This window comes from Pseudomonas sp. S2_F03, from assembly GCF_054668335.1.
On the sequence record NZ_CP162759.1, the window covers coordinates 5,609,814 to 5,632,053 of the forward strand.

Consider the following 22,240-nt stretch of genomic DNA (forward strand, 5'->3'; position numbering starts at 1 on the left):
GTTCCTCGTGCAGTGCTGCGGCGTGCGCCAATGGCCGAAAAAGGCATCAGCCGACGCGAAAATTCTGGAAGAGCGAAAACAACATCGACCAGCAGAGCTGGCCGATGCTTGAGACGGTCGGCCTGATTTAGGCGACCGGCAGACGCCAGTCATCGGAACCCGAAGTACCGGATACTTCGTGGGTCCAGGTGATTTTGCGGTAGGTGAACTGCACTTCTTCCAGGTGCGTGAAGTGCGAGTTCGAAGGGTCCTGGCAGTTGTGCATTTTGTTGTTGATGGCGACGATGATCGCGTCTTCCAGTTTGGTGGTGTAGTAGTGCTCTTGAGTACCTTGAGCCGAAGTGCGGTACCACTGGATAACGATTTCGCTCATGCGCTCGCCGGAAGTCAGGGCCGCTTGCAGCAGAGGCGAAGACTTGTCGTAGACCTTGGTGATCACGACAGGCTTGTGAACGCGCTGACCGGTAGGTTGGCCGGACTGCGGGTCACGCGGGATGATCACGTCGTGGCTGAAAGCCTGAACCATGACCTGGTCTTCGTGGCCTTCCTGGTAGGTGTTGCCAACCGAATCGGCGGTGAATGCGCCGGCGGTGATCAGACCTTGTTTTTCGCCAGTGACGGACATGTACGCTGGTGTAGCCATGGGTGTGCTCCTTGCTAAAAATTAAGGGTGCCCGGAGGCGGTATCGCCCGGTGGGTGCCTGACTGTTATCAAGGTCCGTGCCAGAAACGTTAAAAGCTATATAAAACAGTGTGTTGAGACTGTTTTTCAAGTTCCGAAAGATTTCTACAGAAGAACACTGAGGAATGTGCGCAAGAACTTGCACAGCACTGCGCAACTTCTTGCGCACTGGGCTGGAGAGCCCGCCCGGCAGGGTGATCAGGGTCCCAAAAAGGCCTTTTCCAACGATGAGTGCGCAACTTCTTGCGCATAAGGGCTATGCGCCATCCATCAACTACACCCTGATAGCCGGTGCAACGAATCGACTGGCAGCAGGGTCCATAAAAACACTGCCATCGAGCATCCTGACAACCCTGAACCGGAGTGAGAGCGACATGAAAATCCTGATGGTTTTAACGTCCCACGATCAATTGGGTAACACGGGGAAGAAAACCGGCTTCTGGCTGGAAGAGTTCGCCGCACCGTATTTCGCCTTCAAGGACGCCGGTGCTCAGTTGACCCTGGCCTCGCCCAAGGGTGGACAGCCGCCGCTGGACCCCAAGAGCGATGAGCCGGATGCGCAAACCGCCGCCACCGATCGGTTCAATAAAGACGCGGCGGCTAAATCCGCATTGGCCTCTACCGCGCTGCTCAACAGTGTGAGAGCCGAGGATTACGATGCGGTTTTCTATCCGGGCGGCCATGGTCCGCTGTGGGATTTGGCTGAAGACAAGCAATCCATTGCGCTGATCGAAGCGTTTTACAAGGCGAATAAACCGGTCGCAGCGGTTTGCCATGCACCGGGTGTGCTGCGCCACGTCAAAGGCACGGACGGTCAGCCGCTGGTCAAGGGCAAGCGGGTCACGGGCTTCACCAACTCGGAGGAAGAGGCGGTGCAACTGACGAACGTCGTGCCGTTTCTGGTCGAAGACATGCTCAAGGAGAAGGGCGGGATTTATTCCAAGGGCGACGATTGGGCAAGCTATGTGCTGACTGACGGGTTGCTGATCACCGGTCAGAACCCGGCGTCGTCCGAGGCTGCGGCCGAGGCGTTGCTGGCAAAACTGCGCTAAACCCGATCCTGTAGCAGCTGGCGCAGCCTGCGTCCGGCTGCGTAGCAGTCGTAATCCGGTAACCACGGTTTATCTGAAAAACCGCACCAGCCGATTTACGACTGCTTCGCAGCAGGACGCAGGCTTCGCCAGCTGCTACAGGTTTCAGATGGCGTGGCCCAGCGTCGCATAGCATTCCTCAATCGAACGCCGTTGCGTTTCGGCATACAACCCCAACTCATCAATCGTCGCTCGCCCCAGCGCTTGTTCAAATGCTTGCTGATTCGAATGCACGCCATAGTGGGTTTGCGCTGCATCCCCGAGGTTCGACTGGAAAATCCCCGCTGCGCTCACGGGCAGAAAATCCTCATAGACCAAAGGTTCAGCCCGCAGGTAACCGCCGCTGAGCAACGCCTCCAGCGACAACGATTTCAGTTCTTCGGCCGCTTGGCCTTTTTCCGTCACAAAGTAGCGAAAGTACGCCAGTTGCTGTTGGCGCATGCCTTCGTAGGTGTCAGGGAATTCGCCAAAGTGCTGCGTCATTAGCGCGTTGTAGCGTGCGGCATTGGCCTCATTGGGGAAGTCTTTCAATTCATCTCGTGCCGCGTTGAGCAACCGGTCATACAGCGCCCGGCCTTTTGGCGTCAGCGCGGCACCCCGTTGTTCGATTTCACCGAAGCGGGCGCTGTGGCTGCCTTGGGTGGCGGTTTGATCGGTAAAGGCAACCGGTTCGTCCAGCGCCTTGAAACTGGTCTGGCGCAACAGAATCGGGCACTGGCGGCGAGGCGGGCCTTCGATCACCGCTTTGGGGGTGATGCCGTGGACCGGCATTTGCGCCTGGACGATGTCGATGTCCAGCGTGCGTGGCGTCAGGTGGTTGATGTGCGGGCCTTTGAAGGCCACGACGTCGGCGATCAGGCGGTGCTGGGCGCTGAGTTTTTGGTACTGCTCGGCGGTGACGGTCGCGCTGTGATGCCAGCGGAAGGTTTCCAGCGCCTGCTCGACGAAGTCCTGGGCTTCTTGCTCGGTGAGGCCGCCTGCGGTTTCAGCGCGCTCGATCAAGGTCAGCGCTGCCGGGGTAAAGATCTGGCGCTTGTCCAGCACCGACTGGGCGAAGGCGCGCAGTTCCAGGTCTTCGATCAGTTCAAGACGCAGCAACGAGGTGAACACGCGGAACGGACTGACTTGCAACGCTGCTTCGTGCACGGCGCGGAATGCGGTGGAATGCACTGGCACGCCCGCCGGGGTCAGGTCGTAATAGCCCACCGGTTGCATGCCCATGACCTTAAACAAACGGGCGAGGGTGGTCAGTTCGGTGGCGGTACCGACGCGGATTGCACCGTGGCGTTCCAGGTCCAGGCGCTCGATTTCGCCGGTGCTGATCAACTGGCGGGCGATCTGCGGGTCGCTGTCCAGCACGTACTGATTGGTCTGTTCCACCAGTTCCATCAGCGCGCCGTACAGCGGCACTTCCTCGCGGTACATGTCGGACATCGCTTTGGAGAAGCGTTGACGGATCAGGTCAGGGCTGACGAAGTGTGCTTGGCTCATGAAGAATTCCTGGCGCGGTGACGTAAAGGATGTGCGAAAAGATCGCAGCCTTCAGCGGCGCCGACAAACGAAGAATCTTACGAACTTCATTCTGCCAAGGACTGCTTGAACAACAGGACCTGTAGCCGCTGCCGAGCCTGCGAGGTTGCTTCCGGCGGCGGAGCCGTCGTAAACCCTGAAAACCCGGTTTAACTGAAAACCGCAGAGCCTGATTCACGGCGACTTCGCCACCGGACGCAGCCTCGCGCAGCTCGACAGCTGCTACGGGGCTCGGTGGTGGTTATAAGTGGGAACGGCTTTCGGTGCGCAGCGATCCCAGGAACTCCCGGTACAGCCTTGCGGTATCCGCCGGTTGCTCAACCATCGGCATGTGGCCGAGGTGATCCCAGATATGCACTCGCAGATCGACGATGCCCTTGCTCCAGACGGACACGCTGCTGACGTCGATCAAACGGTCCTTGTGACCCCACAACAACAGCGCCGGGCACTTGATGTCCGCCAGTATCGGCTCCATCGGCGGGCTGGCGCGAAAGTCGTTGAAAATCTCCTCCAGCTCATCGCGGCTTTGCTCGTAGCGCTGGGCCACGGCGTCCAGTACTACGCCGGGCACCCACGGCGGTTCGGCCATGGTCATGGCGTAGAAGCGTCGAAACTCCTCGCGCGAGTGAATCAGAAACGGGTTGTGCCCCTTGGCCAGGTGCCGCTCCAGATCACTGGCTTCGGGCGCGGTGACCCCGGCCGGATCGATCAGCGCGACGGAGGCTATCCGCTCCGGGTACGTGGCTGCCAGCCACGCTGCGATGTAGCCGCCCATTGAGTTGCCAATCACATGCACCTTCTCGACCCCGCAGACGTCGAGCAACTGGATGATCCGCTTGGCCTGCAAGGGGATGTCGTAGCCGCCACCGGCCTTGAACCCGGTTTCGCCATGACCGGCAATGTCCGGAATGATTACCCGATAATTGCCGACAAAGTGCCGGGCAAAGCGCAGCCAGAGGTTTTTGTCGGCACTGTAGCCGTGCAGCATCAGCACGCTACTCGACGCCTCATACGGGCCGCCTTGCCAGGTCGAGACGGTCATCTCGTGGATCGGTACGACGATCTTGTGCAGCCGATACAGCTTGGCTTCAATCGCCATGTTCCAGTCATAGAGCCAATAACCGATGGCCGGGTAGCTCAACCAGCTCCAGGCCACGATAACTGCAATAACGACAACCAAAGAAGCATCGGATGACTTCCTCTAACGTGATCAGGACAGGATGTGGTCGGCAGGTTTCAGCGCCCGGGTCAATCGGTGGTAGCTGAAACTAAACCCCGGAAACATGGCGATCACATGACCGCTCTTGCTTTGGTACCAGCTATGGCACCCCCCGGACTTCCACACCGTGCGCTCCATTTCGCGATGGATCATTTCAGTGTAGGTACGTTCCGCTTCGGGGCGTACTTCAATGCTGCGTAAACCTTGGGCTTTTAACGTGCGAATACAGTCGAGGATGTAATTCATCTGCGATTCGATGATGAACAGCGCCGAGGTGTGGCCAATGCCGGTGTTCGGGCCGGTGACGATAAACAGGTTCGGGAAGTCCGGCAGGCTGGTGCCCAGGTAGGCCCGCGGGTACTGCGCCCAGACGTCCTTGAGTTGCGTGCCGTGTTTGCCGGTGACCGGGTAGGAAATCACCCCGTCGGTGGCGTCGTAACCGGTGGACCAGACGATCAGATCGAGGTCGATGTGCTGGCCGTCCTGAGTGACGATGCCGGTTTCGTCGATGGCGGCGATGCCTTGTTCGCGACTGTGCAACGTCACATTAGGCCGGCTCAGCGCCGGGTAGTAGGTGCTGGAGACCAGCACCCGCTTGCAGCCGATGGTGAAGTCCGGTGTCAGCTTTTGGCGTAATGCGGGGTCTGGCACCTGCCGTTTGAGAAAGCGCAGGGCGTGTTGCTGAACCATGTGGATCGCCGGTTTCGAGTATTTGAAGGCGATCACCCGGGTTTCGAACTGCCAATAGATCATCCAGCGCAGTAGCTTGTAGGCCGGCTTCAGGCCCAGCAGCCACCGCTGGAAGGGCCAAACGCACGGTCGGCCCGTGGCAGTACCCAGTGTGGTGTGCGCTGGAACACATGCAGGTGCTCGACGTCCGGGGCAATCGCCGGGATGACCTGGGCAGCGCTGGCACCACTGCCGACGACGGCCACGCGTTTTTTCCGGTAGTCGTAGGAATGGTCCCAGTTGTTGGTGTGGAAGGTCTTGCCCTGAAAGCGTTCCTGACCGACGAAGTGAGGAATGACCGGCTGGCTCAACGGCCCTGTCGCGTTAATCAGAAACTGTGCGTAATACGTGCCTTTGGTGGCGGTGTGCACGGCCCAGCGTTTGCTGGCGTCATCCCATTCGATGCGTTCGACATTGGCTTGCAGTTCAACCCGCTCGCGCAGGCCGAAGCGTTCCACCACGTACTGGGTATAGCGGTGAAGCTCCGCTTGTTCGGCGAACATTTGCGTCCAGCGGTAGGGCGCAAAAGACAGCGAATACAGCGGCGAAGGTACGTCCACCGCTGCGCCGGGGTAGGTATTCTGGCACCAGGTGCCGCCGAAAAAATCCCGTCGTTCCAGCAAGCGAAAATCATCAATGCCGGCCTTGAGCAAATTGATCGCCGCGCACTGACCGCCAAAACCGCTGCCGATGATCAATACTTGAAAGGTCTGCATGGGCCTCCTTTTTTATCGTTGTTTATTGAACCCTTCTTTCATGTATAGCCAAACATTGAAGACTCGCCTCGCGGCAATACCACGGTATTCAGGCCGCTCGCCGGTGATGGCTATTTAACGTTGCCCTGATAGACTCCAATCGCACCTGTCACCCCGGTGTCATCAGGTTCCGTTCAGTGGTGCAGAGGCCCTTATGGAAAAAGCGGGAGGAAAAGGACTTTCATTGGCCAGGAGGCTTTATACATCGCGTACCCTGGGTTTGGCCCTGGGATTGTTGTGCGTGAGCGCGGCGATGTATCCCCTCGACCCGGCGCCGTGGGTGTGGGGTTTGATGGTGTTCAACGGGGTGTTCTGGCCGCACGTTGCCTATCAGTGGGCGCGGCGGGCCAAGGTTCCGTTTCACGCCGAACACCGCAACATCCTGGTCGACGCCTTTCTCGGTGGTTTCTGGGTGGCGGCCATGCAATTCAATCCGCTGCCCAGTGTTGCAACGCTGTCGATGATGGCGATGAACAATGTCGCCATCGGTGGCTTGCGTTTTCTGCTGGTGGGCACCGTCGCGCAGATTCTCGGGATAGGCATTGGATGGCTGCTGTTTACGCCCGCGTTCATCCCGACAACCAGTCCATTGCAGATGTTTGCCTGCATGCCGCTGCTGATCCTGTACCCCTTGGCGTTGGGCTGGATCTGCTTTCGCCAGGCCACCACCCTGGGCCGGCAAAAGCGCGAACTGCTGGCCCTGAGCCGCACCGACAGCCTGACCGGCCTGCTGAACCATGGCGCCTGGAAGGATCAACTGGAAATTGAATTCCAGCGTTGCCAACGCCAGCAGCAGGGCGGGGCGATTGCGCTGATCGACATCGACCATTTCAAGACCATCAATGACACCTACGGCCACGTCGCCGGGGATATTGTGTTGCGTCAGCTGAGCAAAATGCTCAAGCAGAACCTGCGTGCCACCGATGTGGCCGGGCGTTATGGGGGTGACGAGTTCTGCGTGCTACTGCCGGACTTGCCCCTGAACAGCGCCGCCGCGGCCATGGATGCCTTGCGTGATCGTTTCGCGACGCTGGGTTACGAGCAAAGCCCGGCGTTGAAAGTCAGCCTGAGCATCGGCCTGGCCGCCTTCAACCCGGCGCACGCCGATGCCACGTTGTGGCTCAACGACGCCGATCAGGCGCTGTACGAAGCCAAGACCACTGGCCGCAATCGGGTGATTTGCGCCGACGGCAAGCTGCATCGGGCGTTGTTTGATTCGGTGTGACTCTTTAGCAGCAACCCCTAAACCCCCTCACCACAGGGTTTTTGTGGGGGTTGAGCTGGCTCATTCAGTGGCGCACAACTTTCCAAGACGTTTCCTACAACGTACCCTGTTGCCGCGTTTCGGTATCGACCCCTATAGTTCGGGCTCGCGGAAAACTCCGCGAACGACCTTGGTCGGTCGGATACAGGAACGTCCAGCTACCCGACACCGTTCAGGCGATTAGCGCCTGAAACATCGTGTTATGGCGGCTGTGCGTGGGACACCTTCGGGTGTGCCGGTTCCTGTACCCGGTCGGCCAACCCGCGTACGGCTGCCACCTTCGTTTGGCCGCGAAACGGTGGTTGCTCCAATTACAGGAGTTACAACAATGCACGACCAAGTAATGCCGCGTTACCTCCCCATCGACACCTACGACGCCGAAAATCCGGTGCTCTTCGTCAATACCCACAAAGAACTCAGCGACCTCGCAGCCTGCGCGGCGCATCGCTTTACCGTGGTTCGTGATTTGGCGGACACCTTGTCCAGCCTTGGCCTCAAAGGCATTTCAGACTGTGATCTGACGCGTGTGACCGGGGCGGTGCATCTGCTGATGCGTGAAGGATGCGCGATTCTGGACGTGATCCGGGCGCGGGCGTTGCAGCGGGAGGAGGGGTTCAAGGCTGCAATCTAGCGGTGTTGCAACCGGCCCCTTCGCGGGCAAGTCGGATCGCCGCACCGCACGCTCCCACAGGGGAACGCGTATTAAATGTGGGAGCGTGGCTTGCCCGCGATGGCGTCAGCCCAAGCAATACAGCTAAACCATCACTCCTTCACACGCATAAACTCTTCCGCCCAGCGGATGTATTCCTCAGGCTGCGTGTAGGTGTGCGTCAGCTCCGTAGCGTTCAAATCCGAGGCCTGGGTAAAGATCTGCCGCTGTTCGCGCAAGCTGTCGTACGTCGCCTTGATCGCCGCAAAGTAAGCGCCATGTCCGTCAATCGTCACTCGCACGCCCAGTTCGGCCAGGCGCTTGTCATCGCGCAGCGCCGGGTTGCCGTAGGTGACCAGCATCAGCGGCACGCTCAGGTGCTCGGCGATTTTTTCCAGTTGGTCGAAGTCCTGCACACCGACCATGCAGATCCCGTCCGCTCCGGCGGCTTGGTACTGCTGGGTGCGGCTGATGATTTCCTGGACGGGCAGGATGCCGGCGTTGGTGCGGGCGATGATCGCCATTTCTGAATCGACGCGGGCTTCCAGCGCTGCACGGATCTTGCCGACGCCTTCCGCGACGCCGATCAGGTCGGTGGATTTACGGCCGAATTGTGCCGGCAGCAAGGTGTCTTCGATGGTCAGCGCGGCCACGCCGGCGCGTTCGAGTTCGACGATGGTGCGCATCACGTTGAGCGCGTTGCCGTAGCCATGGTCGGCGTCGGCGATGACCGGCAATTGCGCCACGCGGCCAATGCGGGTGGCCTGCTCGGCGAACTCGCTGAGGGTAATCAACGCAAAGTCGGGGGCGCCCAGCACCTGCAACGATGCGACCGAGCCGCCCAGAATCCCCACTTCAAAACCCAGGTCAGCCGCAATGCGGGCCGACATCGGGTCGAAGACCGAAGCCGTGTGATAGCAGGTGTTGGAAGCGAACAGTTTGCGGAAGTTACGGCGCAAATCTTGATGGGAAAGCCTGGACATACGAGTTCCACCACTGCAATTGGAATGGAAGGGCTTGAGCAAAAGTGTCAACGCCGAAGGAACAAAAGGCTATCACGCGGACGAACAGAAGATGATGACGAATTTACAAAGTTGTTGTCTGCAATCCTCACAGTAACGCTAACCCCTGTAGCAGCTGCCGAAGGCTGCGTCCGAGTGCGCAGCACTCGCCATCAAGTGTTTACGCCGCTACAGCCTGCTGCTGTTGATTGAGCAATGGCACCGCACGCACGGAGTTGCCGGGCTGCAGTTGCAGCCGTTTGGCAGTGAGTCGGTCGACAATCAGGCTGTTGCCCACCATGCGTGCCTTGGCGGCGGTGATGCGGCAGTTTTCCAGGCGACGGTTGTGGATCAGCCAGACCGGGGCCTGTTCGTCGGGCGTGCCAATGGTCAGCACCAGGGCCTGGCTGTCGCGCACGGTGCGGATTTTCGACACCGGTGCTTCAATCACCGGACCTGCGTCGAAAATATCGATGTAGCCCTTGTGGGAAAAACCCTCGGCGCTGAGGATCTTCAAGGCCGGTTCGGTGTTCGGGTGTGCCTTGCCGATCACGGCTTGGGCCTGTTCCGTCAGGAGGCAGGTGTAGAGCGGTTGGCGCGGCATCAATTCGGCGATGAACGATTTACTGCCCAACCCCGACAGGTGGTCGGCGTGGCTGAATTCCATCTTGAAGAAATGCCGGCCCAGGCTGTCCCAGAATGGTGAACAGCCATGCTCGTCGGCGCGGCCACGCAGTTCGGCAATGAGCTTGTCGCCGAACTGCTGGGGGAATTCTGCGACGAACAGCAGGCGCGCCAGCGACAGGAGCCGGCCATGGGTGCCATGGCGTTGGTCGTGGCGCAGAAAGAGCGAGCAGAGTTCCGATTGGCCAGTCATTTCGTTGTTCAGGAACAGGGTCGGAATCTGTCGTTGAATGCCCAGGTCCGGCGAAGCGCTGACAGTTAACCCGACCCGGTAGTTGTACCAGGGTTCACGCAGGCCCACGGCTCCGGTCAAGGCACTGACGCCGACCACTTGCTGATCGTCATCCTCAAGCACAAACAGGTAATCGGCATCCGCACGCTCGACTTGTTCGGCGAATGTCCGCTGGGCCCAGCGCACCCGGTGCGCCAAGCGATCCTCGTTGGCCGGCAGGGTGGTGAACCCGGGGCCGGCCTGTTGCACCAGGTCCATCAAGGCGGGCAGGTCGGTGACGCGAACCGGACGGACAATCATGATGCAGCTCCTTCTTCGCGCCTGTTCGGGCGCTGTCGTTGGCCACGGGGCCGAGTGATGCTCACAGGGCGATCAACCGGATCGGGCTGCCATCGGTCACGTTCAGGGCCCTGCACATGTCGGCGCTCAACCCTACCGGGTGCCCGGCCTGGTAATCCAGTTCGGCGACGATCGCGCGATAGCCCTTGAGTGCGTCATTGCTGACCAGATACCTGCCTCGTGCATCGATGGACGAAACGGCCTGCGCCGTTGCCTTCAGGCTTTGGGCGATGGTGAGTACGTTCGAGGTGCGTGCATACAAGGTCGGGCCACCGTCGAACAGGTCGATGTAGCTGTTGGTTTCAAAGCCTTCGCGTTCAAGAATGTCGAAGGCCTCCTGGCCGTCGGGGTGAATCCGGCCGATGCAGTCCTGCGCAGCCTGGGGCAGCATGGGAACGTATATCGGGTACTGCGGCATCAGTTCGGCGAGAAAGGTCCGGCTTTCCAGCCCGCACAGGCGTTCGGCCTCGGTATAAGGCAGGTCGAAAAAGTGCTTGCCCACGGCATCCCAGAACGGCGATTGCCCCTCGTCGCTGCTGTAGCCGACGATTTCGGTGATTACAACGTCCGCAAATCGCTGCGAATGGGCCGCGATAAACAGCAGCCGTGCCCGTGACAGCAACTCCGAGAACTCGGTGCGCACCAGGTCGTCGTCGATGTGAAAGCCGCGCAGCAGGGTGTGACCATTAAGGTCGTGGCATAAAGACAGTGCCGGCACGCCATGCTCGATGTTCCAACTCCCGCGAGGCGCTGGTGAAGTGGCGGTTGCGCAGGCTGTAGAAGGGCTCGTTGAACCCGGCGGTGGCCAGGATTTCCGAGCAACCCACCAGGCGCCGGGCCGTCAGGTCCTCCAGCACGAAGAAGTAGTTCTCCGGGCCATGTTTCTCAACGCCTTTGTCCAGTGAGGCGCAGGACTCGAGAATTCTGCTGCGCAAGCGTTCGCTGTCATCGGGCAAAGACGTGACGCCCACCAGGCTGTCACGGGCCAGTTGCTGCAATTGGGGCAGGTCGGTTAACTCGACTGGGCGTAAGACCAGCATGGCTGCACTCCTGTATCAAAGGGTTCGGTGATTGGCACCGAACCTGACTATCACTGTCGGTTTCCACGCATGAAAGCAGCGCTCGCCTGATTTGTTGTCAGACGCCGTCCTTTTTTTTGTCAGTCGTTGCTCGGGTCGGCCAGCACCGTGTTGTACATGATCGCCGGTGCCCACAGTAACGCGGTGTGGTGGGCGATGAATGGCAGGTCCCGGGGTGAGCAATGGGGAGCGTAAACATCCTTATTTATCCTCCAGCAGGTGGGTGTCGAATTCGCCGCGTAGGGCGTCGATGCCTTCCAGGCGATCGGCCAGGTCCGGGCTGCGCAACGTCAGGCAGGCAATCAACGCCTCGACCTGGGCCAGCGCCGGAACCATGGTGTCGAAGGCTGACACCGATTCAACCGGCGCACTGATAATCAGGTCAGCCATCTCGCGTAGTGGGGAAGTGTAGATGTCAGTGAACAACACCACCCGTGCGTATCGGCTCTTGACGGCGTTGGTCAACCGCAAGGTCCGCGACTGGTAGCGCCGGTAATCGAACACCAGCACCACGTCCTGGCGCTGCACATCGAACACTCGGTCCGGCAGTTGCGCGTTGTCTTCCAGGGCAAAACAGCCGGGGCGTAGCAGGCGCAGGTGGTTGAGCAAGTACTGGGCGAGGAAATTGCTGAAGCGCCCGCCAAAGCAGTGCACCTGATGGCGAGTGTCGAGCAGCCATTCCACGAGGATCCGGATGTCTTCGGGCTGAGTCAGTGCGTGGGTATCCACCAACGCTCGATGGCTGCTCGCCAGACAGTGGCTCCATGCATCGCCTTTGTGCAGATGGGAGCGCCGTTGCAACTGGGCACTGGGGGAACGCAAACGCTGGTCCATGTCGCTGAGCAGGGCATCCTGGAAATCGGCATAACCGTTGAACCCGAGTTTTTTCACCAGACGCACAATGGTGGGATCGCTGACGCCAGCGTGTTCGGCCAAACGTGACATCGGGCCGAGGCCATTACGCGGGTACTGATCCAGCAAGGCACGTATGACCTTGCGTTCCGACGGCGTCAGCTCCATGCCGGCGTCGGTGATCTGGTCTCTGAGAGAGGGCATCCGGGCTCCTGCTGGATGGGTGTTGGTTTCATTTCATAAATTGCTAAAACAGTATTTATGTAGCGGACTCAACAAGTCTAGTGAATTTTTCGGCGGTTTTTCGAGCCCCAAAATGGGGCGAAACCCTCGTGCTAAGGGGGCTACATGGAAGTCGACAGCGCTTGTAGGTAATCGCCCATAACCGTGTGGGATATTGCCGAATTTCATCGACCCTGGCGTTCGGCACGCGGTGCGTGACCGGTGAAACGAAACGCCCTGAACCGGGCTTCTTGGGGCACAATTGGGCAAGTTTTTGCGGCGCGTTGCCGTTTTCGATGGTTTCGACAGGTGGATAATTCGTGCAGGCAACCCGTTTGACTCTGATTTGTCACGCTCGAACCGTCGCACAGAAATTGGCGTATTTTCCTACGAACGAGCCACTGGAAATGGATTGGCAATTGGCGAAAGGCTCGCGCCGCAGCCAGTTCAAAGGGACGCCCCGTTTACTGTGCGGTCCGGAGCTGCGTACCCGGCAAACCGCGGCCTTGTTCGGCGATGATGTTGAAGTCGTCGCGGCATTGAGCGAATGCGACTTCGGACAGTGGCACGGCGTACACATCGATGCCTTGCAAACGTCACAAGCGTCGGCGCTCCAGGCCTGGCTCGATGATCCGGCATCGGCGCCGCATGGCGGTGAGTCGGTGGTGCAATTGCGCCAGCGCGTGGCGCAGTGGCTTCAAACGCTTGAAAGCGCACCGGGGCATATCGTTGCCATCACCCACCCCTTCGTCATACGGGCCGCGTTGATGGAAGTGGTGCAGGGCGCGGCCTTCAATCAGATCGACGTTGAGCCGTTGTCAGCCATCGAATTGCGCTTCACCGGCCGCTGGCGTCTGCGCTTGCTCGGCACCGACGCCGAAGGAGTGTCGTGATGAAAAAACTGCTGGTCATCGGCATTGGCGCCGGCAACCCCGACTACGTCACGATGCAGGCTGTGAAGGCGCTGAACCGTGTCGATGTGTTTTTCCTGATGGACAAGGGCCAGAGCAAAGACTCGTTGATCGACCTGCGTCGCGAGATCTGCGAGCGCTACATCACCGATCGCGACTACCGCTTCGTCGAAGCCCACAGCCCCGAGCGCGAGCGCGGTGATGTGGACTACACGAACAGTGTCGAAGACCTCAACCTTGCCAAGCAATTGACCTTCGAGCGCTTGATCAATGAGCACCTGAGCGATGATCAGTGCGCCGGTTTCCTGGTGTGGGGCGATCCGGCGTTGTATGACAGCACGATCAGGATTTTGCAGGCGATTCTGGCCTCGGGGCGCTGTGTGTTCGAGTTCGAGGTCATCCCCGGTATTACCAGCGTCCAGGCCTTGGCGGCGCAGCATAAAGTGCCGCTCAATGAGATTGGCCGCTCGATTGAAATCACCACAGGGCGACGGCTGGCGGCGGGGCAGGTGAGTGATGCGGACAGCGTGGTGGTGATGCTGGACGCACAGGATGCCTACCATCAGGTGGCGGATCAGGAGACCGAGATTTACTGGGGCGCCTATTTAGGCACGCCGGATGAAATCCTGATCAGCGGCAAACTCAAGGATGTAGGTGATGAAATTGAGCGGGTGCGCAAGGCAGCTCGATTGGCCAATGGGTGGATCATGGATACCTATCTGTTGCGTAAGCCTTGAGTTAACTCGTGTCCGGGATGGCCTCATCGCGGGCAAGTCGAATCGTCGTACCGCCGCTCCCACAGTGATAGGTGTCTGCCACCGATGCTGTGTACGCCCGCAAACCTGTGGGAGCGGGCTTGCCCGCGATGGCGTCCTCAAACACACCTTAAATGATCGCACTGCCCCCACGCCCGAACCGCTCCCGATACACTGACGGCGGTACACCCACAATGCCCCGAAACGCCACCCGAAAACTCTCCACCGATCGATACCCACACCGCTCGGCAATCTGATCGGTGTTGTGGTCGGTGCTCTCCAGCAATTCCCGCGCTCGCGCCAGTCGCTCATGCTGTAACCACGCTTTGGGCGGCATCCCGGTGGCCTCAGTGAACCGACGCAGGAATGTCCGCTCACTCATGGCCGCCTCGCTGGCCAATTCGCGCACCTCCAGCGGTTCGTGCAAGCGCTCGCGCGCCCATTGCATGACGCGTGACACATCGCTGCGCGGCGTCGGGCTGACCGGTGCCGGAATAAATTGCGCCTGGCCGCCGGTGCGTTGCGGCGACATCACCAGCCGTCGCGCCACCGAATTCGCCACGTGCGTACCGAAATCCCGAGCCACCAGGTGCAGACACGCATCGATACCCGCTGCGCTGCCGGCCGAGGTGATCAGTTGACCTGAGTCGACGTAGAGCACGTCCGGGTTGACCTGGATATGCGCAAAGCGCTCGGCCAGTTCGGTGGTGTAGCGCCAATGAGTGGTGGCGCTGTGGCCATCGAGCAAACCGGTCGCCGCCAGCACAAATACGCCGGAACAGATTGACAGCAACCGCGCGCCCCGCGCATGGGCCTTTCGAAGGGCGTCGAGCAAGTGCTCGGGCACCGCTGCATGACGGTCGCGCCAACCGGGAATGATGATGGTGCGGGCGTCTTCGAGCAGCTCCATGCCGCCATCGGCCAGCACTTGAATACCGCCCATGGCGCGCATCGGGCCCTGATCCACGGCGACGATCCGGTGTTCATACCAAGGAAAGTCGAACTCTGGCCGCGCCAGGCCGAAGATCTCCACGGCGATGCCGAATTCGAAGGTACAGAGGCCGTCGTAGGCCAGGATCGCGACCAATCCAGGGTTAGGCTGCATTTGGCGGAAAGTTCCCGGTGAGTGTCTTGTGCGCCACTGTAGCGCCAAGCATCGGGCGGATAAAGTCTTCTCACACCCACCCTGACTTTGGAGTACTGCCCATGACCAGCCTGGTCCGCGAAATTCCCGCAGCCCCTTCGGCCATCGCCCTGATGCATTTCAGCAACCGTCTGACATTCGAAACAGACTGTTCCGACGTCCACGGCAGTCAACAGGCCGGCGAGGTGGATTTCGTGTTGGTCGACGTGCGCGGCCCGCTGGCGTTCGAGCGGGGGCATGTGCCGGGCGCGATCAATATTCCGGGGCGATTGCTGAATGCTGAAGGGTTGGCGGCGTACCCGAAAAGCAGCTTGTTCGTGGTGTATTGCGCCGGTCCGCACTGCAACGGCGCCAACAAGGCAGCGGTGAAGCTCGCGGCGCTGGGTTACCCGGTCAAGGAAATGATAGGCGGTGTGACCGGGTGGCTGGATGAAGAGTTTGAATTGAGTACGCTGGTACAGCGTCCGGCCAGTGCTGCCATTGGTTGCGAATGCTGACGTTCAAGTAACACAAAAAGCCCGTCAGTCCTGACGTTCAGCGAGTGGACGCAGCCGCCCACCACGCATCCAGCGTCGCCTGCAGCCAGTCATAAACGGCGGCGTAGGCGGCGCTGTCCGGTTCACCCCGAGGCAATGGTGATTCCTCGGCAAAGTGTTCATTCAGTATCGCCACCGATTCGGCATTCCACTCCGGATGGAACTGCAGTCCCACCCGCGTAGGCCCCACGCGATACATCTGCTGTTCGCATTGATCGCTGCTGGCCAGCAATTGCGCCTCCGGCGGCAGGGCGATTGCGTCTTCGTGCCACTCCAGCACGTTCAGCCTTTGCCCATCGATGAATGTCACCGACGTCCAGCCGGTTTCCGTGCGCGCCATCCGTCGCACCGTTCCGCCCAGGCTCAACGCCAGCAATTGCGCGCCCAGGCAAATCGCGAACACCGCGACGCCTTTATCCAGACTGCCCGCCAGCCACTGTCGCTCGGCCTCAAGCCATGTCGGCCCGGCATTGGATTCATATGGCCCGCCCAACACAATCACCGGTGCTGCGCTCACGGGCGGCAATTGGCCGAGATCGGCACGAAACACCTTCAGCGTCAGACCTCGGGACGAGGCCCAGTCAGCAATGGCACCAGGGCCTTCGGCGGGGTGGTGCTGGATCAGATTCAAGGTAGGCATTACGGCTCTCGGGTAAGTTTTGTTTGTCAGATTTGTCCGAAAAAGGACTTGTCCTACAGTCTGTGCACTGCCTTGGCGCACGCATCAAGTCGCTCTGTTGTAGCAGCCACTTTTCTATAAGTATTTGTCGCTTAAACACAATTTGCCCATTTGAAGCCACTCTAGACTGCCGGCCACTTCGGTTTTCACCGGCCGAAAGCCAATCTTAAGCTGCCAATAAAAGCCTCCGCACACAGGAGTTATAAATGAAGAAGCTAGTGATGTTCGGTGCCCTGGCACTGTCGATGTTGTCCCTGACCGCCGTGGCCGAAGATGCCAAGCCGATCCGCATCGGTATCGAAGCCGGTTACCCGCCATTCTCGATGAAAACCCCTGACGGTAAACTCACCGGTTTCGACGTGGACATCGGTGACGCGCTGTGTGAGCAGATGAAAGTGAAGTGTACGTGGGTCGAGCAAGAATTCGACGGCCTGATCCCGGCACTGAAAGTGAAGAAAATCGACGCGATCCTGTCGTCCATGACCATCACCGACGACCGTAAAAAGAACGTCGATTTCACCATCAAGTACTACCACACCCCGGCGCGCTTTGTGATGAAGGCAGGTTCCAACATCACCGATCCACTGACCCAGCTCAAAGGCAAGAAGGTCGGCGTGCTGCGCGCCAGCACCCACGACCGTTACGCCACTGAAGTGCTGGTGCCGGCGGGGATCGAACTGGTTCGTTACGGCTCGCAGCAGGAAGCCAACCTGGACATGGTCTCTGGCCGTGTTGACGCGCTGCTGGCCGACTCGGTCAACCTCAGTGACGGTTTCCTGAAAACCGACGCCGGCAAAGGCTTCGAATTCGTTGGCCCGACCTACGAAGACGCCAAGTACTTCGGCGGTGGTGCCGGGATTGCGGTGCGCAAGGGCGATACCGCTCTGGCTGAGCAATTCAACAAAGCCATCACCGAAATCCGCGCCAACGGCAAGTACAAGCAAGTGCAAGACAAGTACTTCGACTTTGACGTTTACGGCGAGTAATCACCTCGTTTAAAAAGTGGCAACCGTTGACGCGGTTGCCATTTTTTTTGTGCATTCTCTTTAGCAGCAGAGAAGCCTGTGGGAGCGAGCTTGCTCGCGATAGCGGAGGGTCAGGCAACAATGACTTGACTGTCAGACTGCTATCGCGAGCAAGCTCGCTCCCACAGGGGATCTCACCGTTCAGATTTCAGGAGTTTATCCATGCAACGCATCGATCATTCACTGCCCTGGAGCCACCTGGGCACCGAACGTACCCTCAGCGTGTTTCGTTACGGCGCGGGCACGCGCAAGGTCTACATCCAGGCCAGCCTGCATGCGGATGAACTGCCAGGCATGCGTACGGCATGGGAGCTGAAAAAGCGCCTGGCCGAACTCGAAACCCAGGGGCAGTTGCAGGGCGTGATCGAACTGGTGCCGGTGGCCAATCCGATTGGTCTGGACCAGCACCTGCAAGGCAGCCATATGGGCCGTTTTGAACTGGGCAGCGGCAAGAATTTCAACCGTTCGTTCGTGGAACTCGGCGCACCCGTGGCTGAGCTGATCGGCGACCGGTTGGGCAACGATGCGCAGGCCAACATCGCGCTGATCCGCCAGGCCATGGGCCAGGTGCTCGACGGTTTGCCAGCACCCGCCTCGCAGCTGGAAGCCATGCATCGCTTGCTGTTGCGCCATGCGTGCGATGCCGACATCACCCTCGATCTGCATTGCGATTTCGATGCGGCGATTCATATTTATGCGTTGCCGCAGCACTGGCCGCAGTGGCAATCCCTGGCGGCACGGTTGAAGGCCGGCGTGGCATTGTTGTGTGAAGATTCCGGCGGCAGCTCGTTCGATGAATCGTGTTCGTCGCCGTGGTTGCGCCTGGCGCGAGCGTTTCCTGAGGCGGCGATTCCACCCGCCAATCTGGCGACCACGCTGGAGCTGGGCAGCATGGGCGACACCCGCGTCGATCAGGCTCAAGCCAATTGCGAGGCCATCTTGGGTTTCCTCGCCGAGCAGGGCTTCATCAAAGGCGAATGGCCGTCGGCACCGGACGAGTGCTGTGAAGGCATGCCGTTCGAGGGCACCCAATACCTGTTTGCGCCGCATCACGGGGTGGTCAGTTTCCTGCGCGAGGCCGGTGAGTGGGTGGAGCAGGGCGATGCCCTGTTTGAAGTGGTTGATCCACTGCAAGACAAGGTCACGACGGTGCATGCCGGAACCAGCGGTGTGTTGTTTGCGATTGATCGCGGGCGGTATACCCAGCCGGGGACGTGGCAGGCGAAAGTGGCGGGGCGCGAGCCGATTCGGGTTGGCAAACTGATTAACGACTGAGGTCTTTCGTTGTGCTTGAGGGCCTCATCGCGAGCAAGCTCGGCTCCCACAGGGGATCTTCGGTGCTCACACAATCCCTGTGGGAGCCGAGCTTGCTCGCGATGACGGCATCAGCCACACCCAAAATCCCCAGGCAGACTCACAGTGCTAGGCTCACCCTGAACCCTGCGCCTTTGAAGGAAGGTTTATGTTGAAGTTTCTCGCCCTGTTGGCGCTGCTGGCATCCGCCACGGTCCATGCACAAACCACGCTGCAAACCGATCTGCCACTCAAGTACCTGGAGCAGGCCAACGCCGAGTCCAGTCATCAGCCACTGGTGATTTTCCTCCACGGCTACGGCAGCAACGAGCAGGACTTGTTCGGAATCAAGGATGATCTGCCGGCCACCTACACCTACCTGTCGGTGCGCGCACCGATGACGATGGAAGAGGGCAGCTATCAGTGGTTTCGCAAGAGGGGCGAAGGGGCCTATAACGGCAAGACCGATGACTTGAAGAGCAGCGGCCAGGTGCTGCTGGATTTCATCGCACAGGCCGCGAAGAAATATCACACCGAACCGGACAAGGTGTTCCTGGTGGGGTTCAGCCAGGGCGCGATCATGTCCTACGAAGTGGCGTTACGTCACCCCGAGGCGGTCGGCGGGATTGCGGCGTTGAGTGGGCGGATCCTGCCGGTGCTCAAATCCGAACTCAAAAAAGAGGAAAAACACCTGTCACTGGCGATTTTCATTGGGCATGGTAAAGAGGACACTCGCCTGCCGTTCAAGGACGGCACAGACGCTGACAACCTGTTGCAGAGCCTGTTACTCAAGCCTGAGTTTCATGCCTACGAAGGGCTCGGCCACACCATCAGTGCAACCGAGATCAACGATTTGAGCGCCTGGTTGCAGCGCCTCAACCCTTGACGCTTACTTGCTGACGATTTGTTTGATCAACGTCTCATGCGCGGCCATGTCGCCCGGACGGGAAATGACCTGAACCACCGCCATGCGGTTGCCGGACGCGGCCATCAGCGTGGTGTTGAGGGTCATGCCGCCGCCCTGTGTGGCCGTGCTGTCAACCTGACGAAGCCCAAGTCCGGTACCTTTTTGCGTCAGGCTTTTTTCGCTGAGCTTGTTGAAGTCCGGCAGGGCGTTGCGTTGTGATGCGTCGAAATCGGCGACCGTGCCGTCGAGAAACGCACCGTCGTTGTCGGTGACGCTGACGTCTTTCGGCAGGTTGTTTTCAGCGGTGATCACCACGGTTTTGGTGGTTTCGTTGGTGTACATGGTGCCGCTCGCGCCGGTCGGGCTGGACGGCAGGGTGTTGGCGGTAAAGCCTTTGGGCAGGGTGAAGGTGAACTTGCCGCCCAGCATCGAGACTTTCTGAGCCGGCTCGTTATTGCTGGCAGGGGCCTTGGCCGCCTGTGCATGCAACGCGCCCAGACTGGCAACCGCGGTCAGCAACAGGACAGCGGTTTTTTTACTCAACAGTGACATGCAAAAACTCCAGGGATGATCGCGCTTTGACGGCGATCATCCCATGGACGTTGTAAAGCATTCCAGCGCGGTGTCGGTTTACACCTCGCGGCGCGACGGATAGCTGCGGATCACTTCCAGAAACTCGATCCGACGCTCCGTGGCCAACAAGTCCGGCAATAGCTTTTCGTATTCCTGGCGATACGGTTTGCTCAGGTGACGCGCGATGAAGTCTTCCTTGCTGCAGTTCCAGGTTTCGTAGAGCACCAGGGTGTTCGGTTCGTCCTGCAACTGGTGGACCCAGGTGTTGACGAAGTCTGGCTCGGCGGACATCTGGTGCACCACGTCCAGCAGCCGCTCTTTGGTTTCGGTGAACCGTTCGGGTTTCGCCGGCAGGTAAACGATAAACGCGACGTGATCACTCATTTCATCACCCTCGAATGCCGTAATTGGTGGATTAAGCCTGGTTCTGCGGGAACAGGTTGCGACGGGTTTCTTCGTCGAACTCAGCCTTCAATACCAGTTTTTCTTTCAGGCCGTGGGCTCGCTGTGCGGCCGGGCGGGCACTGATTTCATCGAACAGGCGCTTGACGTTCGGGTATGCCGCCAGGCCGTTCTCGCCAAGGATGTACGGTGCGTAATTGGCCCAACCCCAGAGCGCCATGTCGGCGATGCTGTAAGTGTCGCCGGCCAGGTATTGATGATCGGCCAGACGCTGGTCGAGTACGCGGTAGTGACGCTCGACTTCTTTCAAGTAGCGGTTCTTGGCATAAGGCAGGTCTTCGGGGGCGTGGTGCAGGAAGTGCACGGCTTGCCCCGAGAATGGCGACAGGCCGGTGGCGATAAACATCAGCCACGACAGCAGTTCGGCATTGCCGGCCGCGGTGGTCGGCAGGAAGCGTTGATGTTTTTGCGCCAGGTGCAACAGGATCGCCTGGGAGTCGAACACGGTGGCGTCGCCGTCAACCAGTGCGGGCACTTTGGCGTTCGGGTTGATCGCCAAAAAGGCTGGCAGGTGTTGTTCGCCTTTGAAGGTGTCGACGCCGATCAATTCATAAGGCGTTTGCAACTCTTCGAGCAGCAGGGCCACTTTCATCGGGTTAGGCGAAGGGTGGAAAAAGAATTTCATGGTGTAGGCCTCAGTCAGTGATGGGGGGTGAACTGAGGGTGATGTTGCGGGAAACCTGTTCGATTGACGTGCGAGGTTGTTGCTCTACTCGTGCGAAGTAATCGAACGTGTTGCAGGGCTTTTGTCGGTGGCTTGCCACGTGGCAATCATCGCCCCGGCAATAATCAGCAGCGCCGGAATGATCAGGATCGGCCCGGCATAACCATGGCCAACGACGATCAGCAACAGGGTCGACATCAATGGCGCCAGATAGGACAGGGCCCCCAGCGTCGCCAGGTGGCCGTGTTTGGTGGCGTGGTCCCAGGCAAAAAACGCCAGGCCTGCCGGTCCCAGGCCGAGGACAATAATGGCGGCCCATTGAGCCGAGTCGGGCCTCACGGTGGTTTCGAAGGCCAGGTGACAAACCAGCCCCGCAGCCGCGGACATGCCACAGATGCCGCCAATAATGCTGCTCGGGACTTCACTGAAGCGGCGGTTGAACACCGAGTATCCAGCCCAGATCAGCGCACAACCGAACGCCGCCAGATACCCGGCCATGGGCATTGCGCCAGCGGTGTGCGTCGCGCGTTGCTGCATGATGAACGCCGTGCCCGCCAGGCCCAGCAAGGCGCCGAGCACTTGGCGCTTGTGCAGCTTTTCTCCGGCGGCGAACGCCGACAGCAGCACCAGCAACAGTGGCCACAGGTAGTTGATCAGGCTGGCTTCGGCCGCCGGTGCGACCTTGAGCGCAAAAAAATACAGCGCGTGATAAACGAAAATCCCGACGAAGCCAGTGGCCCATACCGCCCAGGGTTGGCGCCAGCTATTGAAACCGGCCACCCCGTGGCGCCCCAGAATGATCAGGCTCGCGGCAAACGCGACGCCGAAACTCAGGGTCAGCAGTTCAAAGGGTGGAATGCCTTCGGTCAGGGTGGTCAGCAGCGCAAGACAAGACCAGAGGAAGATCGCAATCACGCCGACGGCCGTCGCCGGTCCGGCATTGCGCACGCGAGACTGAGTCAT

Annotated in this window: 21 protein-coding genes and 2 pseudogenes; 9 read left to right on the forward strand and 14 right to left on the reverse strand. The window is 59.6% G+C overall.

Annotation, left to right across the window (positions count from 1 at the left end; all coding sequences use genetic code 11):
* Positions 1 to 127: 127 nt before the first annotated feature.
* A complete protein-coding gene (locus AB4N76_RS26285; protein ID WP_007948242.1) occupies positions 128 to 643 on the reverse strand; it encodes an Hcp family type VI secretion system effector in 516 nt (171 codons plus the stop codon).
* Positions 644 to 1,056: 413 nt separating this feature from the next.
* Between AB4N76_RS26285 and AB4N76_RS26290 the strand changes: the two genes are divergently transcribed.
* Entirely contained in the window at positions 1,057 to 1,734 is a 678-nt protein-coding gene (locus tag AB4N76_RS26290; RefSeq protein WP_046027811.1) for a type 1 glutamine amidotransferase domain-containing protein, read from the forward strand.
* Positions 1,735 to 1,878: 144 nt separating this feature from the next.
* Here AB4N76_RS26290 and hglS read toward each other — a convergent pair whose 3' ends face one another.
* The 3 genes and pseudogenes from hglS to AB4N76_RS26305 all read right to left on the reverse strand — a co-directional run bounded on the left by hglS (position 1,879) and on the right by AB4N76_RS26305 (position 5,967).
* A complete protein-coding gene (hglS, locus tag AB4N76_RS26295; RefSeq protein WP_046027809.1) occupies positions 1,879 to 3,264 on the reverse strand; it encodes a 2-oxoadipate dioxygenase/decarboxylase HglS in 1,386 nt (461 codons plus the stop codon).
* A gap of 280 nt (positions 3,265 to 3,544) precedes the next feature.
* Complete coding sequence (locus AB4N76_RS26300; protein ID WP_460163746.1) at positions 3,545 to 4,483, reverse strand: alpha/beta fold hydrolase; 939 nt, start codon at positions 4,481 to 4,483, stop codon at positions 3,545 to 3,547.
* 30 nt (positions 4,484 to 4,513) lie between these two features.
* A pseudogene (locus tag AB4N76_RS26305) lies at positions 4,514 to 5,967 on the reverse strand (flavin-containing monooxygenase).
* Positions 5,968 to 6,160: 193 nt separating this feature from the next.
* On the opposite strand from AB4N76_RS26305, the gene AB4N76_RS26310 reads away from it, so the two are divergent.
* Together AB4N76_RS26310 and AB4N76_RS26315 are read left to right on the forward strand one after the other, a co-directional pair.
* A complete protein-coding gene (locus AB4N76_RS26310) occupies positions 6,161 to 7,231 on the forward strand; it encodes a diguanylate cyclase (protein ID WP_460163747.1) in 1,071 nt (356 codons plus the stop codon).
* Between the two features lie 367 nt (positions 7,232 to 7,598).
* Entirely contained in the window at positions 7,599 to 7,901 is a 303-nt protein-coding gene (locus AB4N76_RS26315) for a hypothetical protein (protein WP_046027802.1), read from the forward strand.
* Positions 7,902 to 8,032: 131 nt separating this feature from the next.
* Here the strand turns inward: AB4N76_RS26315 and AB4N76_RS26320 are convergent, their stop codons facing one another.
* From AB4N76_RS26320 to AB4N76_RS26335, 4 genes and pseudogenes are all read right to left on the reverse strand, one after another.
* Positions 8,033 to 8,902, reverse strand: a complete 870-nt coding sequence (locus AB4N76_RS26320) for an isocitrate lyase/PEP mutase family protein (RefSeq protein WP_077430360.1) — start codon at positions 8,900 to 8,902, stop codon at positions 8,033 to 8,035.
* Between the two features lie 199 nt (positions 8,903 to 9,101).
* Entirely contained in the window at positions 9,102 to 10,136 is a 1,035-nt protein-coding gene (gene astA / locus AB4N76_RS26325) for an arginine N-succinyltransferase (RefSeq protein WP_077430359.1), read from the reverse strand.
* Positions 10,137 to 10,197: 61 nt separating this feature from the next.
* Positions 10,198 to 11,215: pseudogene (locus AB4N76_RS26330) on the reverse strand (arginine N-succinyltransferase).
* Positions 11,216 to 11,455: 240 nt separating this feature from the next.
* The gene (locus AB4N76_RS26335) at positions 11,456 to 12,310 is read right to left on the reverse strand and encodes a MurR/RpiR family transcriptional regulator (protein WP_046027796.1); all 855 of its coding nucleotides are present in this window, start codon (positions 12,308 to 12,310) and stop codon (positions 11,456 to 11,458) included.
* A gap of 338 nt (positions 12,311 to 12,648) precedes the next feature.
* Between AB4N76_RS26335 and AB4N76_RS26340 the strand changes: the two genes are divergently transcribed.
* Together AB4N76_RS26340 and cobF are read left to right on the forward strand one after the other, a co-directional pair.
* Positions 12,649 to 13,221, forward strand: a complete 573-nt coding sequence (locus AB4N76_RS26340; RefSeq protein WP_109784548.1) for a histidine phosphatase family protein — start codon at positions 12,649 to 12,651, stop codon at positions 13,219 to 13,221.
* Complete coding sequence (gene cobF, locus AB4N76_RS26345) at positions 13,221 to 13,976, forward strand: precorrin-6A synthase (deacetylating) (RefSeq protein WP_109784549.1); 756 nt, start codon at positions 13,221 to 13,223, stop codon at positions 13,974 to 13,976. Before AB4N76_RS26340 ends, cobF begins: the two co-directional genes overlap by 1 nt.
* Positions 13,977 to 14,124: 148 nt before the next feature.
* Here the strand turns inward: cobF and ftrA are convergent, their stop codons facing one another.
* The gene (gene ftrA / locus AB4N76_RS26350; protein ID WP_109784550.1) at positions 14,125 to 15,099 is read right to left on the reverse strand and encodes a transcriptional regulator FtrA; all 975 of its coding nucleotides are present in this window, start codon (positions 15,097 to 15,099) and stop codon (positions 14,125 to 14,127) included.
* A 101-nt stretch (positions 15,100 to 15,200) separates the two neighbouring features.
* Between ftrA and AB4N76_RS26355 the strand changes: the two genes are divergently transcribed.
* Positions 15,201 to 15,635, forward strand: a complete 435-nt coding sequence (locus AB4N76_RS26355; RefSeq protein ID WP_460163748.1) for a rhodanese-like domain-containing protein — start codon at positions 15,201 to 15,203, stop codon at positions 15,633 to 15,635.
* A 37-nt stretch (positions 15,636 to 15,672) separates the two neighbouring features.
* Here AB4N76_RS26355 and AB4N76_RS26360 read toward each other — a convergent pair whose 3' ends face one another.
* A complete protein-coding gene (locus tag AB4N76_RS26360; RefSeq protein WP_109784552.1) occupies positions 15,673 to 16,314 on the reverse strand; it encodes a type 1 glutamine amidotransferase in 642 nt (213 codons plus the stop codon).
* 245 nt (positions 16,315 to 16,559) lie between these two features.
* Between AB4N76_RS26360 and AB4N76_RS26365 the strand changes: the two genes are divergently transcribed.
* The 3 genes from AB4N76_RS26365 (at position 16,560) to AB4N76_RS26375 (ending at position 19,557) form a co-directional block, all read left to right on the forward strand.
* Positions 16,560 to 17,339, forward strand: coding sequence for an ABC transporter substrate-binding protein (locus AB4N76_RS26365; RefSeq protein WP_077430356.1), 780 nt, complete (start codon positions 16,560 to 16,562; stop codon positions 17,337 to 17,339).
* Between the two features lie 201 nt (positions 17,340 to 17,540).
* Positions 17,541 to 18,653: a M14 family metallopeptidase gene (locus AB4N76_RS26370; protein WP_460163749.1), complete on the forward strand. Its 1,113-nt coding sequence runs from the start codon at positions 17,541 to 17,543 to the stop codon at positions 18,651 to 18,653.
* Between the two features lie 187 nt (positions 18,654 to 18,840).
* Positions 18,841 to 19,557, forward strand: a complete 717-nt coding sequence (locus AB4N76_RS26375) for an alpha/beta hydrolase (RefSeq protein WP_460163750.1) — start codon at positions 18,841 to 18,843, stop codon at positions 19,555 to 19,557.
* 3 nt (positions 19,558 to 19,560) lie between these two features.
* Here AB4N76_RS26375 and AB4N76_RS26380 read toward each other — a convergent pair whose 3' ends face one another.
* The 4 genes from AB4N76_RS26380 to yddG all read right to left on the reverse strand — a co-directional run bounded on the left by AB4N76_RS26380 (position 19,561) and on the right by yddG (position 22,240).
* Complete coding sequence (locus tag AB4N76_RS26380) at positions 19,561 to 20,130, reverse strand: DcrB/PsbP domain-containing protein (protein ID WP_460163751.1); 570 nt, start codon at positions 20,128 to 20,130, stop codon at positions 19,561 to 19,563.
* A gap of 78 nt (positions 20,131 to 20,208) precedes the next feature.
* Positions 20,209 to 20,535, reverse strand: a complete 327-nt coding sequence (locus tag AB4N76_RS26385; protein ID WP_460163752.1) for a putative quinol monooxygenase — start codon at positions 20,533 to 20,535, stop codon at positions 20,209 to 20,211.
* Between the two features lie 31 nt (positions 20,536 to 20,566).
* The gene (locus AB4N76_RS26390; protein ID WP_460163753.1) at positions 20,567 to 21,238 is read right to left on the reverse strand and encodes a glutathione S-transferase family protein; all 672 of its coding nucleotides are present in this window, start codon (positions 21,236 to 21,238) and stop codon (positions 20,567 to 20,569) included.
* 84 nt (positions 21,239 to 21,322) lie between these two features.
* Positions 21,323 to 22,240 carry an aromatic amino acid exporter YddG gene (gene yddG / locus AB4N76_RS26395; protein ID WP_460163754.1) on the reverse strand — a complete coding sequence of 306 codons (918 nt, stop codon included), beginning with the start codon at positions 22,238 to 22,240 and terminating at the stop codon, positions 21,323 to 21,325.